Origin of the sequence: Sinorhizobium garamanticum (assembly GCF_029892065.1) — a bacterium.
GTDB classification, from domain to species: Bacteria; Pseudomonadota; Alphaproteobacteria; order Rhizobiales; family Rhizobiaceae; genus Sinorhizobium; species Sinorhizobium garamanticum.
Window position 1 is genome coordinate 3,148,570 of record NZ_CP120373.1, and the last position, 18,771, is coordinate 3,167,340.

Annotated in this window: 17 protein-coding genes; 6 read left to right on the forward strand and 11 right to left on the reverse strand. The window is 62.5% G+C overall.

Translation table 11 applies throughout. The features are described 5' to 3' along the window. Positions 1-199: 199 nt before the first annotated feature. The 5 genes from PZN02_RS14740 to PZN02_RS14760 form a co-directional block, all read right to left on the reverse strand. Positions 200-664: a DUF4189 domain-containing protein gene (locus PZN02_RS14740; RefSeq protein WP_280661505.1), complete on the reverse strand. Its 465-nt coding sequence runs from the start codon at positions 662-664 to the stop codon at positions 200-202. Positions 665-722: 58 nt separating this feature from the next. Continuing rightward, a complete protein-coding gene (locus PZN02_RS14745; RefSeq protein WP_280658712.1) occupies positions 723-1,457 on the reverse strand; it encodes a hypothetical protein in 735 nt (244 codons plus the stop codon). Positions 1,458-1,469: 12 nt separating this feature from the next. Continuing rightward, complete coding sequence (locus tag PZN02_RS14750) at positions 1,470-1,904, reverse strand: invasion associated locus B family protein (protein WP_342394699.1); 435 nt, start codon at positions 1,902-1,904, stop codon at positions 1,470-1,472. A gap of 215 nt (positions 1,905-2,119) precedes the next feature. Further along, a complete protein-coding gene (locus tag PZN02_RS14755) occupies positions 2,120-6,364 on the reverse strand; it encodes a YadA-like family protein (protein ID WP_280658713.1) in 4,245 nt (1,414 codons plus the stop codon). Continuing rightward, positions 6,361-6,930 (reverse strand): hypothetical protein, encoded by a 570-nt coding sequence (locus PZN02_RS14760; protein WP_280658714.1) that lies wholly within the window; start codon positions 6,928-6,930, stop codon positions 6,361-6,363. The genes PZN02_RS14755 and PZN02_RS14760 overlap by 4 nt, the downstream gene beginning before the upstream one ends. Before the next feature lie 480 nt (positions 6,931-7,410). Here PZN02_RS14760 and PZN02_RS14765 point away from each other — a divergent pair, with 480 nt between their 5' ends. Next, a complete protein-coding gene (locus PZN02_RS14765) occupies positions 7,411-8,097 on the forward strand; it encodes a class I SAM-dependent methyltransferase (RefSeq protein WP_280658715.1) in 687 nt (228 codons plus the stop codon). Here the strand turns inward: PZN02_RS14765 and PZN02_RS14770 are convergent. From PZN02_RS14770 to PZN02_RS14785, 4 genes are read right to left on the reverse strand one after another with little or no spacing between them, the layout of a single operon-like run. After that, the gene (locus PZN02_RS14770; protein ID WP_280661507.1) at positions 8,081-8,866 is read right to left on the reverse strand and encodes an ABC transporter ATP-binding protein; all 786 of its coding nucleotides are present in this window, start codon (positions 8,864-8,866) and stop codon (positions 8,081-8,083) included. The genes PZN02_RS14765 and PZN02_RS14770 overlap by 17 nt on opposite strands. 9 nt (positions 8,867-8,875) lie before the next feature. Then, positions 8,876-9,910, reverse strand: coding sequence for a FecCD family ABC transporter permease (locus tag PZN02_RS14775; protein ID WP_280658716.1), 1,035 nt, complete (start codon positions 9,908-9,910; stop codon positions 8,876-8,878). Next, positions 9,907-10,911: a FecCD family ABC transporter permease gene (locus PZN02_RS14780; protein ID WP_280661508.1), complete on the reverse strand. Its 1,005-nt coding sequence runs from the start codon at positions 10,909-10,911 to the stop codon at positions 9,907-9,909. Before PZN02_RS14780 ends, PZN02_RS14775 begins: the two co-directional genes overlap by 4 nt. A 19-nt stretch (positions 10,912-10,930) precedes the next feature. Continuing rightward, complete coding sequence (locus PZN02_RS14785) at positions 10,931-11,893, reverse strand: ABC transporter substrate-binding protein (RefSeq protein ID WP_280658717.1); 963 nt, start codon at positions 11,891-11,893, stop codon at positions 10,931-10,933. A gap of 380 nt (positions 11,894-12,273) precedes the next feature. Here PZN02_RS14785 and PZN02_RS14790 point away from each other — a divergent pair, with 380 nt between their 5' ends. Beyond that, on the forward strand, positions 12,274-12,804 hold the full coding sequence (locus tag PZN02_RS14790) for a dihydrofolate reductase family protein (protein WP_280658718.1): 531 nt from the start codon (positions 12,274-12,276) through the stop codon (positions 12,802-12,804). Positions 12,805-12,932: 128 nt separating this feature from the next. Here PZN02_RS14790 and PZN02_RS14795 read toward each other — a convergent pair whose 3' ends face one another. Continuing rightward, positions 12,933-13,457 carry a pyridoxamine 5'-phosphate oxidase family protein gene (locus PZN02_RS14795; protein ID WP_280658719.1) on the reverse strand — a complete coding sequence of 175 codons (525 nt, stop codon included), beginning with the start codon at positions 13,455-13,457 and terminating at the stop codon, positions 12,933-12,935. Positions 13,458-13,807: 350 nt separating this feature from the next. On the opposite strand from PZN02_RS14795, the gene PZN02_RS14800 reads away from it, so the two are divergent. Together PZN02_RS14800 and PZN02_RS14805 are read left to right on the forward strand one after the other, a co-directional pair. Then, positions 13,808-14,230 (forward strand): cupin domain-containing protein, encoded by a 423-nt coding sequence (locus tag PZN02_RS14800; protein ID WP_280658720.1) that lies wholly within the window; start codon positions 13,808-13,810, stop codon positions 14,228-14,230. Between the two features lie 322 nt (positions 14,231-14,552). Beyond that, positions 14,553-15,056: a GrpB family protein gene (locus tag PZN02_RS14805; RefSeq protein ID WP_280658721.1), complete on the forward strand. Its 504-nt coding sequence runs from the start codon at positions 14,553-14,555 to the stop codon at positions 15,054-15,056. Positions 15,057-15,145: 89 nt separating this feature from the next. Here PZN02_RS14805 and PZN02_RS14810 read toward each other — a convergent pair whose 3' ends face one another. Beyond that, positions 15,146-16,045 (reverse strand): choline sulfate utilization transcriptional regulator, encoded by a 900-nt coding sequence (locus PZN02_RS14810; RefSeq protein ID WP_280658722.1) that lies wholly within the window; start codon positions 16,043-16,045, stop codon positions 15,146-15,148. 96 nt (positions 16,046-16,141) lie between these two features. Here PZN02_RS14810 and choX point away from each other — a divergent pair, with 96 nt between their 5' ends. Both choX and betC read left to right on the forward strand, forming a co-directional pair. After that, a complete protein-coding gene (choX, locus tag PZN02_RS14815) occupies positions 16,142-17,092 on the forward strand; it encodes a choline ABC transporter substrate-binding protein (protein WP_280658723.1) in 951 nt (316 codons plus the stop codon). A 12-nt stretch (positions 17,093-17,104) separates the two neighbouring features. Further along, on the forward strand, positions 17,105-18,616 hold the full coding sequence (gene betC, locus PZN02_RS14820; protein ID WP_280661509.1) for a choline-sulfatase: 1,512 nt from the start codon (positions 17,105-17,107) through the stop codon (positions 18,614-18,616). Positions 18,617-18,771: the final 155 nt, after the last annotated feature.

The window sequence follows — 18,771 nt, forward strand, 5'->3', positions numbered from 1 at the left end:
AACATTCGTCATTTCCTGGACGAGACCTCTTGAGGAAACGTGCATCAATTCAAAGTGCTACAGCATCCTTTGCGCGTCTGATCAGAGTGCACGACGGTAGCTTCTGCCTCGTTGGTTGCGGTGCGGTAACGCATCTCCTCGGACGTGGAGGCCACCCTACCGGGCCGCGCTGCCTGTTGCAGCTTTTCGTGCGTCTGCCTCAGGTGCAAACCCATTCACGGATCTCGCACCGGTTCTCCTCGCCGCCACAGAGGCTCAAGGCATTCCGTTCCGCTTCGCGCCGGGTCGTCGCCGAGGCGGTACCCCAGGAGGGGGCTCCAGCAGGGGAGGTCCCACCCAGCGACAGAGCTGCACAATGCTCATAGGGAAAGCCCGTGCCGTCGTCGTCATCCCAATGGCGGTGGTTGCGGAACACTTCGACCACCTTGCAAGCCGCGCCCTCCGCATTCTCGCAATGCTTGAGCGCGGCATCTTCCGCTTCCGTCCTCTTGTCGGCGCCCCAGAAGAAGCCGTGCCGGCCATCTGCAGGCGAAAACGCAATCGCGCCCCAGATGCCTGTCTCTTCGTGCGTGGTTTCCGGCTGCGGCGTCACCAAATCTGCGGCATTGCCGGACGAAATGCCAACGAGGGCGGCAATCAGTATGGGCCAAAGGTGACGGCTCATCGGCATGTTCGTGCTCCCAAGCTGAGGTTGATCAGGAATGCATCACAGGCGCGGATCCTCATCCGGCCATTCTCGCGACGGAAACGACCACGCAGGCGTTTCCGGTGGGGACCAGAAGAGCCTGGCCGCCATCGTTGGCCAGGTTGAAAAGCATCGTGTTCGAAAGGTTGTCCGCGAGCACGCTGCCCTTCGGAAGGGTCTGCACGATCTCCTGGCATGTCCTCTGGAACGGCGCCACCCGCACGAAGCCGCCTTCGCAGCCCTGGCCGATGGGCGAAGCGAACACCACACCCGCCGCCTGCGCCTTGTAGTCGGGCAGGTCATAAATCATTCCGGCAATCGCCTGCACCGGATGGGTATCGGGCGACGAAGTGTTCCATTGCGTTTGCTCGGTATAGGTCGTGCCTAAGGTCAGGGCCTGCCCGAGCGCGGCGAAGACCTTGGCGCAGGTGCGCACGCCTGCTTGGTTCGCATGCTTTTCAAACGGCGTCTCGCCGGCCGCTGTACCTGCTGGCGCCACCTCGGTGGGCTTGTTCTCGGCGGGCTTGCTCTCAGCGGGCGCTTGCGACTGAGCCGAGGCGGTCTGCGCGACCAATCTCCCGAGCGGGGGATAGAAATGAAACGAGAGAACGACCACCGCGGCGACCACGACGGCGAACATGCCGGCCAGCGCGAGGTTTCGCACCACCCGCCAAACTGACCGTCGTGCCGATGATGGACTTGCCATCGGCTCTGCCGGTGCGAGGGCCTGCGAGCTGGTCAATATTCTGTCCTGGATGGATTGGCGGGTCATGCGGTTCTCTCGCTAGTTGATGGCTGACAGTGCAGACTTGAGCCCCTTGAAAGGGGCATCGAGGCTGACCGCTGCGCCCGAAGGCGGGGAATAGGAAACATTGATGGTGGCTTCGTTGCCGATTTGCTGTCGGAGAATCGGGCCGACGGGTAGGTAGCCGACGCAGACCGTGCTGTCGCATGCGGTCAGTTGGACGTCGACGGGCTTTTCCCGTCCGGCGATCCCGAGCGAAATCTTGCTCCCCGTACCGAGCTCAGCGGGCGCCCGCAGGATCATGAAAGGCTTGCCTTTCTCATCGGCAGCCAGGGACCAGCTGAAGATGAGCGCCTGATTCTGATCGATGAAGGATTGGCTGATGTTGCACACCTTGCGTTTGGCCTTGAGATTCTCGTCGCAGATCAGGTTCCAGTTTTCGAAGGGATGGATGACCCGGCGATAGCTGCCCAAAGGAACGCCTTGCGGCGGCACCACCTCCGACGGTTTTATTCGGTAGGATCCCGTTTCCTGGCCAGCGACGGGCGACCCGCCGGTGAGGAGCAGGCAACCGGCTGCGAGCAGGACGAACTTCCCTGCACGGGCTTGGTGTCGGATGCGGCTGGCCTCAGATGGGTGAGGGGCTTTCCGAACGTGCGAGCCCGCCGCTGGCCATGTCGTCGTGATCCTCAATTCAAGGTCACGCTGAGGCCAGCCCCGACGCCCCACGCACCGCCCGCGGTCGTACCGGAAAGATTGGCCCGAACGCGGCCGTCCTCGCTGGTGTAGCCGGCGCCGAACGCAAACGCCCCCTCGTCACGCCAATAGCCGCCGCCGGCCGCGACGCTCAGCTTACCGGGCCGGTCGTCATAACGCAGCGACGCCGCCGCCAGGCCGATCGCCGCCGCCTGTCGAGCCTCGCTCCGGATGCCGCCCAAGTCCGTGTTGAGCTGGCTGAGCCTGGAGTCGGTGTAGGCGTTGGCCGAGTTCAGGGTCGTGCCTGCCACCTCGTCGGTGTAGGTTTTTGCCTGGCCGACCGCCCAGGTCGCCCGGTCGTCCGTATATTTCTTCGAGCCGGCCACTGTGCCGGCAATGGCTTTTACCTGCCCTACGTTCGCCGCATCCGTGTCGGCCACGCCGGCCCCGACATTGTGGATGACAACGGGCGCGCCGGGGTCGCCGCCCACGAGTGTTATTGAGTTCGCCTTGGTGCCATCAGGGTTTTGGTCATATTTGACGGCGACCTCCTCAAGATCGCCAATTCCCGTCTGCAGGGATTCGACGGCCTGATTGGTCGCATGGAGCTGGCTGCCGTTGATGGCGTCGGTGGATGTGGCGCTGATGCGGCCCGCGGCAACATTGGTGATTGTGCGTTCACTGCCGACGCCGCCCACGCTCACCGTGCTCGTCGGGTTGCTACCCGCGAAGGTGTAGGCGACGCCGTTGATCGTGGCGCCGGTGGTCGCCACTGCGGCCGCGGTGGTCGAGCCCGCGCCGAGAGCCACGCTGCCCGGTTCATTGGCAGTGGCGCCGGCGCCGAGGGCCATTGCCTGGATACCGTTCGCGGTCGAATTCGTGCCGAGCGCGATGCCGTCGTCCAGGTTGACCGTCGAATTGTGGCCGATGGCGACGCCGCCGGGCGCCGTCATCTGGACGATGGCGCCGTTGCCCATGCCGATGCCGTTATCGCCGTTGACGGTCGTGCGCGGGCCGATCGCTACGGATTCGGCGCCCGCTGCAACCGAGTCCGACGCCAGCGAATCGGCGTCGGCGTGGAAGTATTTGGTGGGCGACACCGTGAACGATGACAGTGCCCCCTTGAGCTGGCGGATGGTGACTGCGTCCTGGTCCTCCGTGCCGTCGGCGACGTTGGTGATCTGCCGTAAGGACGTCGAGTTGCCCACCGAAACCGCGCCGAGCAGGATCTTGTCCGACGTGTTGTACGGGATGATATGGGTGCCGACGAGAATGCTGCCGGATGCCGGCGCGATCGCCCGGTCGGCCACCGAGCCCGAGCCGAGCGCCACGGCGCCGAGCACCGTCGACTGAGTGTTCTGGCCGATGGCGAGCGAGGTGTTGGCGCTTGCCTGGGCGTTCAAGCCTGCCGCGAAGCTGTTGTTGCCGGTTGCGACGCTCTGCGGGCCGATGGCGACCGAGTCGGTTCCCGCGGCGCTCGAATCCGCAAGTATCGAATTGGCGTGGAAATATTTTATTCCCCCGCCGCCGCTGATGGCGTCGTCGATGGCTGTGAAGGCGCCGCCCACCGTTGTGTGGCTGCTGCCCGCGATCGTGTAGGTCGGGCTGCTGACGGTGCCGTCCGGGTTCACGATGGCGCCGCCGCCGAGAATGTTGGCGATGCTGAGCGACGTGCCGTAGAGCTGCGAGCCATTGATCGCTTCGGTCGAGGTGGCGGAGACCGTCCCGTCCAAAAGGCCGCTGATGCCGGTGCCGTTCATGAGGAGGCCCGCGGCGTCGAACACTTGCCCGCTCGACAGCGTCAGGCTGTCGGCGGTGAGGGCCGGCGTCGTGGCGATTGTGATATCCGTGCCGCTGCGCGTGACGGAGATGTTCTGCCCGTTGAGGAGCTGCACCGTCCCGCCCGGAGCGACGTTCGTCGCGGCACCCCCGTTCGCCTGCAGGTTCCAGCCGGTCGAGGCCGTGCTGTTCACGGCGGTGAGGGCGGACTGCACGCTGTTATAGGTCGTGCCGCCGATCGCAAGTCCCGCCGTCACCTGGTTGGTGGTGGGATTATAGACAGATGTGCCGCCGAGCGCCGTCGATACGCTCGTGCCAAACGTGTCGAGACCGTCCCCGACTGCGGTGATCGCCTGGTTCGTCGCGAAGAGCTGCGAACCGTTGATCGCATCGGTCGAGGTCTCGGAGATCCGGCCTGCCGCCACATTGGTGATGGTGCGCTCGGCGCCGGGGGCGCCGACGCTGACGGTCGAGGTCGGGGCCGCGCCGGCGAAGTTGTAGGTCGTTCCGTTGATAATGGTGTTCGGCGTGGGTACCGCGACGGCCGTGACCGAGCCCGAACCCAGGGCGACGTCGCGGGCATTGTTGGCGATGGCACCGTCACCGAACGCGACCGCGCCCGCAGCGCCCGCACGGCTGAAGTTGCCGAGCGCCACCGAGCCCTGGCCGATCGCGACGTTGTTGTTGCCGATCGCGACCGCGCCGGCGGCCTGGTTGGCCGCCGTGGCGCTCGCCGTGCCATCGGCATTGGCGATGTTGTTCGCGCCGCCCGTGAAGGCGCCGGTGCCGCTGGCATAGCTCGGATCGCCGATCGAGACCGCGCCGTCGCCATAAGCGACGTTCTCGAAGCCGATCGCGACGGCCTTGCCCCCGGTTGCGGTCGCCCTGGTGCCGATGGCGACGGCGTCGGCGGAGTCCGCAAAAGACTGGAGACCGACGGCGATGGCGTTGGTTGCAGTCGCCCCGCTGTCGCGTCCCATCGCAATGGTGTCGCTCGCGGACGCCGTCACATCCGTTCCGACGGCGATGGCGTTCGCTCCACTGGCGCTTGTCGCAAAAGTGCTCGAGCCGACATAGACGGAGTTTATCCCGGACGCACGCGTCCCAGCGCCGACAGCGACGGCACTCTCGCCGATGGATTGGGCGCCGCGGCCGAGAGCGGTACTGTCGATTCCGCTGGCACCGGAGTCACGTCCGAGGGCAGTGGAACTGTTGGCGCTGGCGAAAGCCCCGTTGCCGACTGCCGTGCCAAAATCGGCAGTGGCCTGCGTGGCCTGGCCGAGCGCGACGGCGAAGCCGCCGGAAGAGACCGCATTGGTGCCGATCGCGATGCTGTTGGGTATGGCCGTGTTGGCCTGAACGCCCGCAATCGCGCCCAGGCCGAGTGCGATGGACTGGTTGCCCCAGGCACTGGCGTTCCTGCCCATCGCCGTGGCGCTCGTGCCCGTCGACTGGCTTTGGCGTCCGATCGCAATGGCGTCGACCTGAGACGCCGTCACGTCCGTGCCGATGGCGATGGCGCTCTCTTGAAGGGCGCCCGTTCCCGCTGCAGTGCGCGCGCCAAGATAGACGGCGTTCAACCCCGACGCATTGGCTTGATAGCCAGCAGCGAGCGAATTAATCCCACTCGCGTTGGCGAGGCGGCCAAAGGCGGACGCAAAGGTGGCGGTGGCGCTGGAGCTGACGCCGACCGCGGTGGAGTTCGATCCCGAAGCGAGGGCGAAGGTGCCCAGGGCGCTCGAGCCGGCTGCGGTGGCATCGGCGCTCGCGCCGAGCGCGACCGCATTGATGTTGCTCGCGACCGCGCCGGTGCCCAGCGCCATCGCGCTGGTGTTCGAGGCAACCGCGGCCCTGCCGAAAGCTATCGCGGTTTGCCCCGACGCTATGGCTTGGATGCCTATCGCCGTGGCCCCAAACTGAGATGCGGTCGTATCCGTACCGATGGCGATGGCGCCTACGGCGGTGGCACCTGCTCCTGCAATAGTGCTTGCGCCAATGTGGATGGAGTTCAACTCGGACGCGTCCGACTGGAAGCCGATGGCGATGGCGTTCTGGCTGCCCGCGTTAGCGCTGGTACCCTGGGCGATGGAATCGATTCCGGCCTGCGTTGCTCCAGATCCAACCGCGACGCCGCGTAGGCCGGTCGCGCTGGCGCTAGGTCCCACCGCAACACTGCCGGAGCCAGTCGCCGTGCCGCCGCCGGCGGCATATTGCGCCTGCGCCGGGGCGGCGATCACGAGCATCGCGGCCGCCGATGCAACACCGGCGAGGCTTCCGCCGATGCCGAGCATGCCGCACCCCAGCCGATCTCGCCTCGGGCCAAGCACGCGGTGCGCCAGGCGCAGCGCCATCATCAGCCGGCGGCGCACCGAGCGGTTAGCCTTGTGCGCACCGCTAGAGCAGCTTGCGGCGAAGCGGGCCGGTTCACGTTGTGCGATTGTTCCTTGCAGGGACGTCACGGGATGAGTACCTCCTGTACCGCTTCGCTCTCGATCGCGGCAGACTCCCCCGGCCTTGCCGGTGATGCGTGTCCGTTCGAGGATGGCATGATGCGGCTGACATCGGTGCCGTGCGCCAGAAGTGCATGGCCATGCCTGCCGCCGATTGATTCGACGCTTGCGAGCGTGTTCTCAAGCCAGGCGTCGCCTTCCTCGGGCACCGCTTCAAGCGCCCTTGCGGCTCGCTCGGCCGGGATCACCTCTTCGAGATGGGCTCGAATTGTCTTGAGATGCTGAGAGGGCGCTTCGCCGGCAAGGACCACCGCCGTCAGGCCGTAGACATAGTGGGCGAGCAACATGTCCCATTTGGCTTCGGGAAGCCCACGGTAACGCGTTTCCAACGCCTGGAATGCCAACCGCACCCTTTGGCCGATCTCTTCCGAAAGGATCTGCCGCGTCTCGGCCGTTGCCTCGCCTCTTATGCCCGTGGATTTCTCGAAAGGACGGTCAACGCCGTCCTGCAGCCGAAGAGACGCGGACGGCGCCATATCGGCATGGACCACCGGAAACGACCCCGGACTGCTCATGAACCCCATATCCCCTGCACGGCCACCCTCGACGCCCGACCCGAGCCGCGGCTGAACGTCCCAGTGACGCTCTCCGCAGAGCAGTTCGACCGGACCATTAAGCAGACACGGAAAGTGAAGTGCTGATGAAGGTATTTCAGGAAAACAGGTTCGCCGCATCAGGAGATTGCAAAAACGAGCATTTGCTCAACGATTGCAGCTTTTCTACCACACTGATTTTATAGGGGAATTTGCTTTAGTGGTTGCTTTATGAGCGAGGCGGATATTAGTAAAACCGGCTTTCTATTTTATAGCATCAATTATCCCTTGTGAGGCACCAGGAGGGGCCTGACGCCCAGCGCGCCCGAGGACATATGCTTTGGCTACGCCGCGTGCCGGCCGGTCGACCATCCGACCCCGTGTGAGCCAACAGAACTGTTTCAATTTCACCCTGAAGGGCTCTAAGAGACTGGCCTGACACGATTCGCGTTGGAGACCGCAATGAGCCAAGCCCCCGAGACCATCACCACCTGGTATGTCGACCCGGATGCCGAGGACCGGATGTCTGATGGGCACGCTCCGATCTGGCGGCATCTCATCGAACTGATCGTCGAGCGCGATCTCTCGGAGAAAAGCGTGCTCGACTTCGGCTGCAATCAGGGCGGCCTGTTGCGGCATCTCTATGCGATCAGGCCGTTCCGAAAGGCGCTCGGCATCGACATCGCGGAACAGTCGATCGCCAAGGCCGAGGCTTTCAAGGGCAACATTCCCGTGCAGCACGCGGTCGGCGGAGCGCTTGAGGGGTGGGTCGAGGAATTCGATCTCGCGATCAGCCATGAGGTGATCTATCTCGTCGGGGACATCGACGCACATGCCGCCGACATCTTCAAGGCGCTGAAGCCGGGCGGCGTCTACTATGCCGTCACCGGTTGCCACACCGACAATCCGCTCTGGCCGAAATGGCGCGACCTGGTCGCCAACCGCACGAACACCGTCGTCCAGGACCGTTCGATCACGGACTACGCACGAGCCTTTGCGAAGGCGGGATTCGCAGTGTCCGGCCGCAAGCTCGAATATGACGGCTTCATTCCATTCATCGAGGATGGTTGGACGCCGGACTTCGCCGACGCGCTCGACTACTACACCCAGACCAAAATCGTGTTCCGCTTGGTTAAGACAGCTTTGTAAGCTCGACGTCGAAATGGGGCGGCTTGTCGGGAGCGACCTCGACGAACCGCCCCTTGACGCGAAACGTCTGCTCGATCAGCCCGCTTTCCGCAAGCGCTCTCGGCTCGCCATCGAAACGCAGCTCGCCTTTCTCAAGAAGGGAGATGCGGTCGCTGACGGCAATGGCTTGGTTGATGTCATGGATCGCCATGACGATGGTAACACCCCGCTCGCGGCTGAGGCGATGGACGAGGTCCAGGACCTCGACCTGATAGCCGATATCGAGGAAGGACGTCGGCTCATCCAGCAGCAGGATTCCCGCCTCCTGCGCCAGGGCTGCCGATATCCACGCCCGCTGCCGCTCGCCGCCGGAAAGTTCCTGCAGCGTTCGGTCCGCCAGACTCGTGAGGCCGGTGCTCTCGAGCGCCCATTCGATGGCTTCCTCGTCCTTGCGTCCATAGGAGCGGAAGAGGCCGACATGGGGAAACCGCCCCTGCCGGACGAGCTGGGCAATCGTCATCTCATCGGGAGCCGTCGGTTGCTGCGGCAGGAAGGCGAGTTTCTTCGCGATGGCGCGTCGCGACATGGAGGCGGCGGCGACACCTTCGATCTCGGCCCGACCCTCCGCGGGCGCGATCAGGCCCGCAAGCGCCTGGAGCGCCGTGCTCTTGCCTGATCCGTTTGGGCCGATCAGAGCGCGTATCTCGCCCGGCTCCATGGAAAGCGAAAAGCCGTTCAGCGCCTTTCGGCGACCGTAGAGAACCGACAGTTGGGAACAGGACAGAGGCATCATGATCTCTTAGGGAACCTTGCGCAGAAGCGCGAGCAAAGCTGGCGCGCCGACGATGGCAGTGACCACCCCGATCGGCACTTCCTCGGCACGACCGGCGAGCCGTCCGATCAAGTCGCCGAGCGTGACGATGACCGCGCCGAGCACGATGGTGAGCGGCAGGACAAGCGGGAAATGCCGTCCGGCGAGGAACCGCGCCAGGTGCGGCACGACAAGTCCGACGAACACGATCGGGCCGACTGATCCAACGGCGCTGGCCGCAAGCGCACAGGAGACCAGCAGGGCCAGCGAGAACTGCTTGCGATAGGACAGGCCGAAGGATCGGGCCACGGCCGCGTCGAATTGGAGAAGGATGAGCGGGCGGTAGATCAGCGGGAGCACGGCGAGGCCCGCGGCCGTGAACGGCAACAGGAAGAGCGCGTGATCCCAGGTTCGGGCATAGAGGCTTCCCGAGAGCCATTCGAGGATGATCTCGATGCGTGCAGAACCCCAGCCGGCAATCAGGCCGATGGTGATGGCGTGCAGGATCGCGCCGATGGCGATGCCGCAGAGCGTGATCCGGAGCGGGCTGAGCCCGAGGCGGAATGCCAGGAGATAGATGATGCCGCCTGCGATCATCCCTCCGACCGTTCCGGCGGCAGGCAGCCATCCGATCGGGAGCTCGGCAACCGTGTGGGAGCCGGGATTGAAGATGTAGACCGTGAACAGCAGGAAGATCGTCACCGTCAGCGTTGCCCCCTGGGAAACGCCCATGAGTGACGGATCGGCGAGGGGGTTTCGGGTGATCGTCTGAAGAATGAGGCCCGCCAGCGCGAATTGGATGCCGGCGAGGATGCCCGTCACGATCCGCGGCAGCCGGATGTCGAGGATAATGGCACGGGCCTCCGACGAACCGCCGCCGGTCAGCACCGCGACAATGTCTTCAGCAGGGATGTCGACGACACCGAGGAAGACCGCGGCGGCGAGGGAGATGAGAACCAGGAGAGCGGCAGCGGGGAGGAGCCAGGCGTTTGGTTGCGCAATCGCCGGAGAGTTTGATGTCATGCGCGCTCCCCTTTGAACTCAAGTCGGCCGCGCTGGATCAGGTAGACAAAGATAGGGCCGCCCAGAAGCGCCGTAATGATGCCGACCGGGAGCTCCTTGGGGATGGCGATCGTTCGCGCGGTGAGGTCCGCCGCCGTCACGATCAACGATCCGATGGCGGCGGTAAGCCCGATTTCCCAACCGGTTCCTCGCGGTCTCAACAGCCGGGCGATGTGGGGCGCCGCCAGTCCGACGAAGGCGACAGGCCCGGCGGCGGGCGCGACGCCTGCCACGGGACAGATGCCAAGAACAAGGAGAATTGGCTTCCACAGATTGAGCTGCACGCCCATTCCGGCGGCGGCATGGTCGCTCAGCGAGAACATCGCGATGACCCTGTGCAGCAACAGAGCGCCAACCACGCCGATGATGACCCAGGGCAACATGTGAAGCAGGTGCGACCACGTCCTCCCCGCGAAGCCACCCGATATCCAGAACATGAGAGCGGTCGACTGCGGCCCCGCGAGCAGCAGGACATAGATCGTGATCGCCCCGAGGAAGAGCGAGACGCTTATGCCGCCAAGGGCCAGGTGAAGCGGACGACCATTGCCGCCCCGCGCCACCCAGAACGTCACCGACGCCGCCGCGAGTCCTCCGGCGAGTCCGGCGAACGGGTAATAGAACGACGAAACCCACGGTAACAGAACGAAGCAGGCGACGATCGGCGCGACCGCTCCGGCGGTCACGCCCGTGATACCAGGATCGGCGAGGGGATTGCGGGTCAGCGACTGAAGCAGATAGCCCGAGACCGCAAGGCCCGCGCCCGCAACCGCTGCGGCCAGGCTCCGTGGGAGCCTGAGCGTCCAGACAAGGATCGACTCGATCTTGCCGTCGGGGGCAAGGAGGGCTCGAACAACCGCGTCTATCGAGAGTGTTTTCGCGCCGGGCAACAGCCCGACGACGATGAGCAGCAGTGTCGCGACGACGACGAGAGAGATGGCTATCGAAGATTTCCGTGCGTCCATCATCGTCGCGGTCAACTCGTTACTTCTGGATCGCGGCGGGGATTATCTTCGCGGCCTCAGCCCGCACGTCCGCCTTGGGGAAGACTTCCGGGTAAAGATAGTGGGCCGCCTCTCTGAGCACGATCTCGCGCGCGATCGGGCCGTTGGTCTCGACCCAATGGTCGCCGACATAGAAGACGCGGTTGTTCTTGACCGCCGTGAGCTGGCTCCAGATCGGGTTGTTTTCATGCGGGCGATCCGGGCCGTAGTCGTAGATGAAGAGGACCTCCGGGTCCTTCTCGAGCATCGTCTCCAGGCTGAGGTCGATACCGAACTCGCCTCCCGGCTTCATGGCTCCGGCGATGTTCTCGCCGCCGATGGCCTTGACGATGGAAGCGGACGTGTTCTCGTCGTGGAACGCGAACGGCACTTCGCCGCCCCACATGATCGCAAACCGCGGATGAACATCCTTCGGGGCCTTCGCGGAGATTTCAGCCAGATGTGCCCGGAACTCCCTGTTCAGCTGAAGGCCGCGCTCGGGATTGCCGAGTATCCTGGAGAGTTCGGCGATCTCCTTGTCGCTGCCATCGAGCAGTTCCATGTTGTAGGCGACGTAGGGCGCAATCTTCTCGAGCTGTGGCGCGTTGCCGACGGTGTAGCGGCGGATCGCAACGATCAGGTCGGGCTTCGCTTCCGACAGCAGTTCGAGGTTCGGCTTGGCGCGCTGGCCGATCTGCGACATATCCTTCGTCAGGCCGAGGAGGAAGTCGGGCGCGCGGTCGGCCACCATATAGGTGCTGGCCACGGGCTTGATGCCGAGCGCCAACGCGACATCGTCGGCAAAGTAGGAAATCGACGCGATGCGTTTTGGCTGGACGGGAACCTTTACCTCGACGCCGCGGTCGTCTTTCACCGTCACCGTCTTGCCGTCCTCAGCAAGCGCGGTTCCGGCCAGAACGGCCAGGAAGCCGAAGAGAGTTGCGATTTTGCGTGCTGTCGCCATGGCGATCTCCTCCAGATGAATCTCGTCATCGCTTTAGTCCGCAAAGAAGAGTAAGGCAATCAACTTTTCCAGTTGATCGGCCAGGTCGAGCTGTGAATTTTCAATGGTGCGGTCTCGATCGCCCGTCAGCCTTCAAGCAAAACAGGCTTGCGCTCGTCGGCGTTGTCCGGGGCGTTACAGCGTCACGTCTGCGGCGCCTACCGCAACCGGCGAGGCAGCAGCACGCTACCGTCGTGTGCTGTGGCGTCTGATTAGGCGCGCGGCGTTCATGCGCACTCCAAAAACCAATTGCGAAATAAAACCAGTAGATCTATCTTACAACCGATTGCATAACACAATCAGACCCGCGCGGATGTGCCATCTAAGGAAAGGAAGTGGCTATGGCTAAGCTCGTGTTCGGAATGAACCAGTCCCTGGACGGCTACGTCGATCATATGGCGTTTGCGCCAGGCCCAACGCTCTTCCGCCACTTCATCGAGGAGGCTCAGGGGCAGGCGGGCAGTGTGTACGGTCGCCAAATGTATGAGATCATGCGTTACTGGGACGACGATCATCCTGAATGGGATGCAGACGAACGTGCCTACGCGGCGGCGTGGCGGAACCAGCCGAAATGGGTCGTCTCGCGCTCGTTGAAGTCCGTCGGCCCCAACGCCAGGCTTATTGAGGATGATCTTGAGGGCGCGATCCGCGCGTTGAAGGCCGAGCGCGACGGGGAGATCGAAGTTGCTGGCCCGGTCTTGGCGCAAAGCCTCACCGAACTTGGCTTGATCGATGAGTATCGAATCTACCTGCACCCCGTCGTGCTTGGTCACGGCAAGCCATATTTCGCCGGACCTCGGCCGCCGCTCCACCTTATGACTCATGATCGTATTGGCGAGGATGTGATCAGGTTGACCTACGTTCCTGCTTAATCTCGCGGCTCGCCGGATGGGTCCGCGTCAACGCGTCAGGCCTGCTTTGGGCCAGGAGCGGAAGATTGCGGCTCGCTGATCGATGTCCGCTCTCGGGTGGATTCGCGATGTTGAGACGCGGTGAAAGCTTACATAACCCTGTAGACTTCCGTCCTTTCCCAAGCGAGTTCGCCGTTCGAGCTGACTCGAGCAGTTACGAACGTAGCATCTCCGAGCATCTGCTCGTCAAACAGCTTCAGCCGCTGCAGTCGACAGCGGTAGAAGCAATAGGACCCGAAATCCTTCTCGGCGAATGCATCGAAACGTCGGCCATAGATCGCTTTGGCCTCCCGTACCGCCTCTCCCTCGAGCTCATCCGCGGACCCGAATAGCTGAATTCCGCGATTCGGACCTCTCCAGACTTGGCTCGAGTCGTAAACCGCGATGGCCACAGCGCCGTTGGTGCGCACGTTCTGTGAGTGCTGGGCTTCGCGTTCGGACATCCAGACGACGTTTAGCGAACCGTCCCACGCGAAATATGCGGTGTTGATGTGTGGCTGGCCGTTGGCGGAAACCGACGCAATTGAGCAGAGGGTCGAGGCATCAAGCAGTTGGCGGGTAACCGCCGTCATTCGCGTGGTGTCGATCGGTGTCGCGGACCTTTCAATTGGCATGCCGGGTTCCTCCGTGCGATTGCTTGTTCTCGCTTCGGCAACGGGCCCGGAGGCGGCTTGTTCCTCTGTTAGGATCGGCTTTGCAGACGGGTACGCCGTCCATTGGGTGGTGAAGGTCTCAGAAGGGACCCTTTGCCGATGTTGATCGAGGCAAGCTGAAGGCAAGTCCTGGCCCGGCCGGTGCGAACGCGCCTCGCACGCGGACCCCAGCGGTTTGTCGACCTCTCGGAGCCTCTCGCCCACGAGCGTGGGCGAGACAGTCCAAATCGGAAGTGCCGTTGACTCTTAGTGGAAGCGGCTCGACACTGATCGGTTGCCTACTTTTTTCCAAGTTGGCTAGGGAGGAAGCAATGGAAGCCGTCAATCGTAGATCCACACTCGCACTCGGTCTTACAATGGCCGCCACACCTCTGATCGCTTGGGTGACACCAGCAGCCGCCCAGACTTACGGCCCGGATGAGGGTGAGGAGGTCGGTCCCGGTGTCAGAGTTGTTGCGCTTGGTGAGCGGGCTTCGGTCATACCGGCTTATAAAATGGTCAAGCTGCGCGATGTTGTTATCCAACCCGGTGCAAAGACGCCGGACAACGTGATGAAGAACGACATGCTCTGCCACATGACGGAGGGAGAACTTTCGGTCGTTCAGAACGGAAAGAAATTCACAGTCAAGAAGGGTGACGTTTGGACCTGCGCTAACGCCGATACGACAGAAGGCACCCAGAACACGAGCAGTGCGGTCGCGATCATGCGGGTCATCGATTTGATGACCTCATAAGGGAGGCGACGCGCGGAAGTGCGGCAACGGCGGCTCTAAGAGGCCCCGAGGCGTCGTTGCCGTCATGCGGGCGATATGTGTGCAGGAATGTCCGCTGCTGGCGCTACCTGCACGTTCCGATCAGTGAGACGTAAGGCAGAAAACCAGCCAATGCGGACCTTGGCATCCTGATGTGCAGGGCCTGCGTTGACCAACAGCGGTCGTCGGCGTTCACGCGGAACACGCGGCGCTGCAGGACATCGGCCGGCAACAAGGCTCAGCATTCTATCAACTCTGCGAATCGGACAGGCTGCAATCAAAATCGAACCGAGTGATTGCACGGATGAGCGCGATAAAGGTTGTAGATTATGATCCGGCATGGCCCGGACTGTTCGAGGAGGAAAAGAGCCGGATCGTGGGGTTGATCGGTGACATGGTGGACGAAATCCATCATGTCGGGAGCACATCGGTCGTCGGCCTTTGTGCCAAGCCAAAAATCGACATCGACGCGGTGCTTTGCAGTGATGCGAGGGTTGTCGAGGCAGTCGAGCGCGTGAAGGCGCTCGCGGACTTTACCTTCCACGGCGATCCATACGGTGATGGCATGTGGACCTTCACCTCGGGCCACGGCTCCTATGGCACGCGGCTCTATCTCTGCGGGCCGGAGAACCCCACGCATGTCAAACGCATGCTGTTTCGCGATTGGCTCCGTACTCATCCGGAAGACGCTGCGGAATACGCCGCTCTGAAGCGCAAACTGGCGACAGAGACAAACGGCGACTGGAAATTCTACACTGGCGGCAAATCTGACTTTGTCGCGAAGATCGTGCGGCTGGCGTCCGCCTGATGGGTTAAAGAGGTTGGCTTTCCGCCACGGGGGTTAAGCGACCGTCCGAAGGTGCTGCATAGGTCAACGATTGCGCAGCTTAGTCGCGGTCATGCCTTCGCCTCACTTAACAACCAGCTTCCGAGGCGACTGATAGGCTGGCCCGCCCGCTCAGGTCGGATCAACCAATAACCGCGATCCCGGACTTCAAGGGCGGGGCCAACAGGGACCAGAAGGCCGGAAGAAATGTGATCATCTATGAGGCCTTTCCACCCGAGCGCGATGCCTTGGCCTCCGACCGCCGCCTGCACGACGAGCGAATAGGTGTTGAAGCTGAGATCGACGTGTCCCGACTGCGCATCCCTGACCGCATTGAAATTCGATAAATAGGTGGTCCATTCGAACCACGGCGATGGCGCCGAGCTGTCGAGATGAATCAGGGTCGATTTTGCAAGCGACGAAGCATCGGCGAAGGGCCCGTTTTGTTCGGCGAACGCAGGGGTACACACAGGCGCGACCACTTCAGGCAAGAGCAAAACGACCCCGTCGCCGAAATCGCGCTGCACGCCGAAAGCGACTGCAACGTCGCTCTCTCCCAAGTCTTCCCGCTGCAGCCTCTGCGTGGCGACAATCTGGATGTCCAACTCGGGATACAGTAGCCGGAAGGCGTGCATCCGCGGCATCAGCCAGAGCGAAGCGAACGCGTAATCGGTCAGCAACCGAATGGTCGAACGTTCCTGGTTGGCGCGAAAGGCACGAACAGCATCATCGACTTCGTCGACCGCTCGCCTCGCGATGTCATAAAGCCTTTGGCCCGCGGGCGTGAGTTCGACGCCGCGGTGCACGCGGGTCAGCAGATCCACCCCGATCTGTTCTTCTATGCGTCGAATTTGATAACTGATCGCCGGCTGTGAGATTTTCAGCGCAGCCGCAGCGGACGTCAGGTTGCCGCGCCTTGCCACCTCCACAAACAGCCGCATCCAGCCCAGATCAACCGCTCGCTGTCTCATAGAAAAACCTTATGGGAGAGATCAAGAATACCGGGCTTCACAGGGGTCCTAGATAGCTGCACGAATACGGAAATCAAATAACACAGGGGAATAACAATGAACAGGAATTTGGCTGTCGGCAGTTTCGCGTTGGGTCTCTTTCTATCGCTCGCCGGCACGGCACCGGTTCACGCGGCAGAGGATGAGGCCTGCAAGGTGATCCGCATGTCCGATCCGGGCTGGACGGACATTACCGCAACCAATGCCGTCGCGAGCGTCCTGCTCGAGGCGTTGGGATATGAGCCTGACATCAAGACGCTCTCGGTGCCCATCGGCTACGAGTCGATGAAGAGCGGGGAGATCGACGTTTTCCTCGGCAACTGGATGCCGGCCCAGTCCGCCTTCCTTGAGGACCTGAAAAAGGCCGATGCCGTCGAGATCGTCAACCGCAACCTTGAAGGAGCGAAATTCACGCTGGCGGTGCCCTCCTATGTGGCCGACGCAGGCATCAAGGATTTCTCTGATCTTCAGAAGCGTGGCGAAGAGTTCGAGCACCTGATCTACGGCATCGAGGCGGGGGCGCCGGCCAATGCCAGCATTGAGAAAATGATCGCCGCCAACGACTTCGGGCTTGGCGATTGGGAGCTGGTCGAGTCCAGCGAACAGGCAATGCTTTCCCAAGTGGACCGAGCGGAAGCCAAGAAGGCATTCATCGTCTTTCTCGCATGGGCGCCGCACCCCATGAACAACCGATTTGAGATTACCTATCTGTCCGGCGGCGACACCTATTTCGGACCGAACTACGGTGGCGCGGAGGTCTACACGCTTGCGCGGTCCGGCTGGACAAAGATGTGTCCCAACGCCGCCGCCCTGTTCAAGAAGCTGTCTTTCGACATCGCAATGGAAAACACGCTGATGGGTAAAATCCTTGAAGGTGAGGACCCGAAGGAGGCGGCGGCAGCTTGGCTGAACGAACATCCGCAAATGCTCGATAAATGGCTCGCGGGGGTGACGACATTCGATGGTCGGCCTGGATTGGAGAGCGTCAAGGCCACTCTGGGACTGTAAAGGAAAGATTCAATCATGCGGCCCAACATTCTGATCCTGATGGTCGATCAGCTAAACGGAACTCTATTTCCCAATGGCCCCGCCGATTTTCTGCATGCGCCCAACCTGAAGGCGTTGGCTGATCGCTCGGTTCGATTCGCCAACGCCTATACTGCCAGCCCGCTTTGTGCACCGGCGCGAGCATCCTTCATGTCCGGTCAACTCCCGAGCCGCACGCGCGTCTACGATAATGCGGCAGAATTTGCCTCGGACATACCGACCTACGCGCACCACCTCAGAGCGGCGGGATACCAGACTTGCCTCTCGGGAAAGATGCACTTCGTCGGGCCCGATCAACTGCATGGTTTCGAAGAACGGTTGACGACGGATATCTATCCGGCGGATTTCGGCTGGACCCCGGACTATCGTAAACCGGGCGAGCGCATCGACTGGTGGTATCATAATCTCGGCTCCGTCACGGGCGCCGGGGTTGCCGAGATCACCAATCAGATGGAATACGACGACGAGGTCGCCTACCATGCAACACGCAAGCTCTATGATCTTGCGCGCGGAAATGACGTGCGGCCGTGGAGCCTGACGGTGAGCTTCACACATCCGCACGATCCCTATGTCGCTCGCAGGCGCTTCTGGGATCTCTATGAAGATTGTCCTGCACTTGACCCGAAGATCGGGCCCATTCCCTTTGAGCAGCAGGATCTGCATTCTAAGCGCCTCCTGGAGGCTTGCGACCACCGGTCCTTCGACATTTCGGCAGATGACGTGCGGCGCGCTCGGCGCGGATATTTCGCCAGTATCTCTTACGTGGACGAGAAAATCGGCGAGATTCTTGACGTGCTCGAGCGAACCGGCATGGCTGAGAATACCGCTATACTGTTCGTATCCGACCATGGCGACATGCTTGGGGAACGCGGCCTCTGGTTCAAGATGAGCTTCTTCGAAGGCTCGGCGCGCGTGCCGCTGATGATATCGGCGCCCGGCTGGAAGCCCGGCAGGATAGGCGTACCGGTGTCGACGCTCGACGTGACGCCCACGATCGCCTCCATTGCAGGCCTGGATATCGCTTCGATCCGCCCCTGGACCGATGGCGAAGATCTCGCGCCGCTGGTGCATGGCGAAGCCGACCGTGGTGCGGTACCCATGGAATACGCAGCAGAAGGTTCGGAGGCACCACTCGTTGGATTGCGAATGGGGGCATACAAGCTGACGCTCTGCGACAAGGACCCACCGCTGCTGTTCGACATCGACTCTGATCCCGATGAATTGAGAGATCTCGCGCAGGACCCGGATTACAAGGAAGTCCTTACCAGCTTGCTCGCCGAAGCAAACAAGCGCTGGAGCCTCGCGGCGTTCGACGCCGCGGTCCGCGAAAGCCAGGCGCGCCGGTGGGTGGTCTACACGGCCTTGCGCAACGGCGCTTATTATCCTTGGGACTATCAGCCGTTGCAGAAGGCTTCCGAGCGATACATGCGCAATCACATGGATCTCAACGTGCTTGAGGAGAAGCAGCGGTACCCTCGAGATTGAGGCGGACGCGATGCTCGTCCCTATCATTTCAGGCCATCGGGACCCCGCCAGTAACATCGGCCTGTCAGTCCATCCGCGCCCTTTGAGGGCATGAACGACCCATTGCTGCCATTCGCACCCCGAATTTCCGGTATCGGAGCGTTAGCGGACGCATC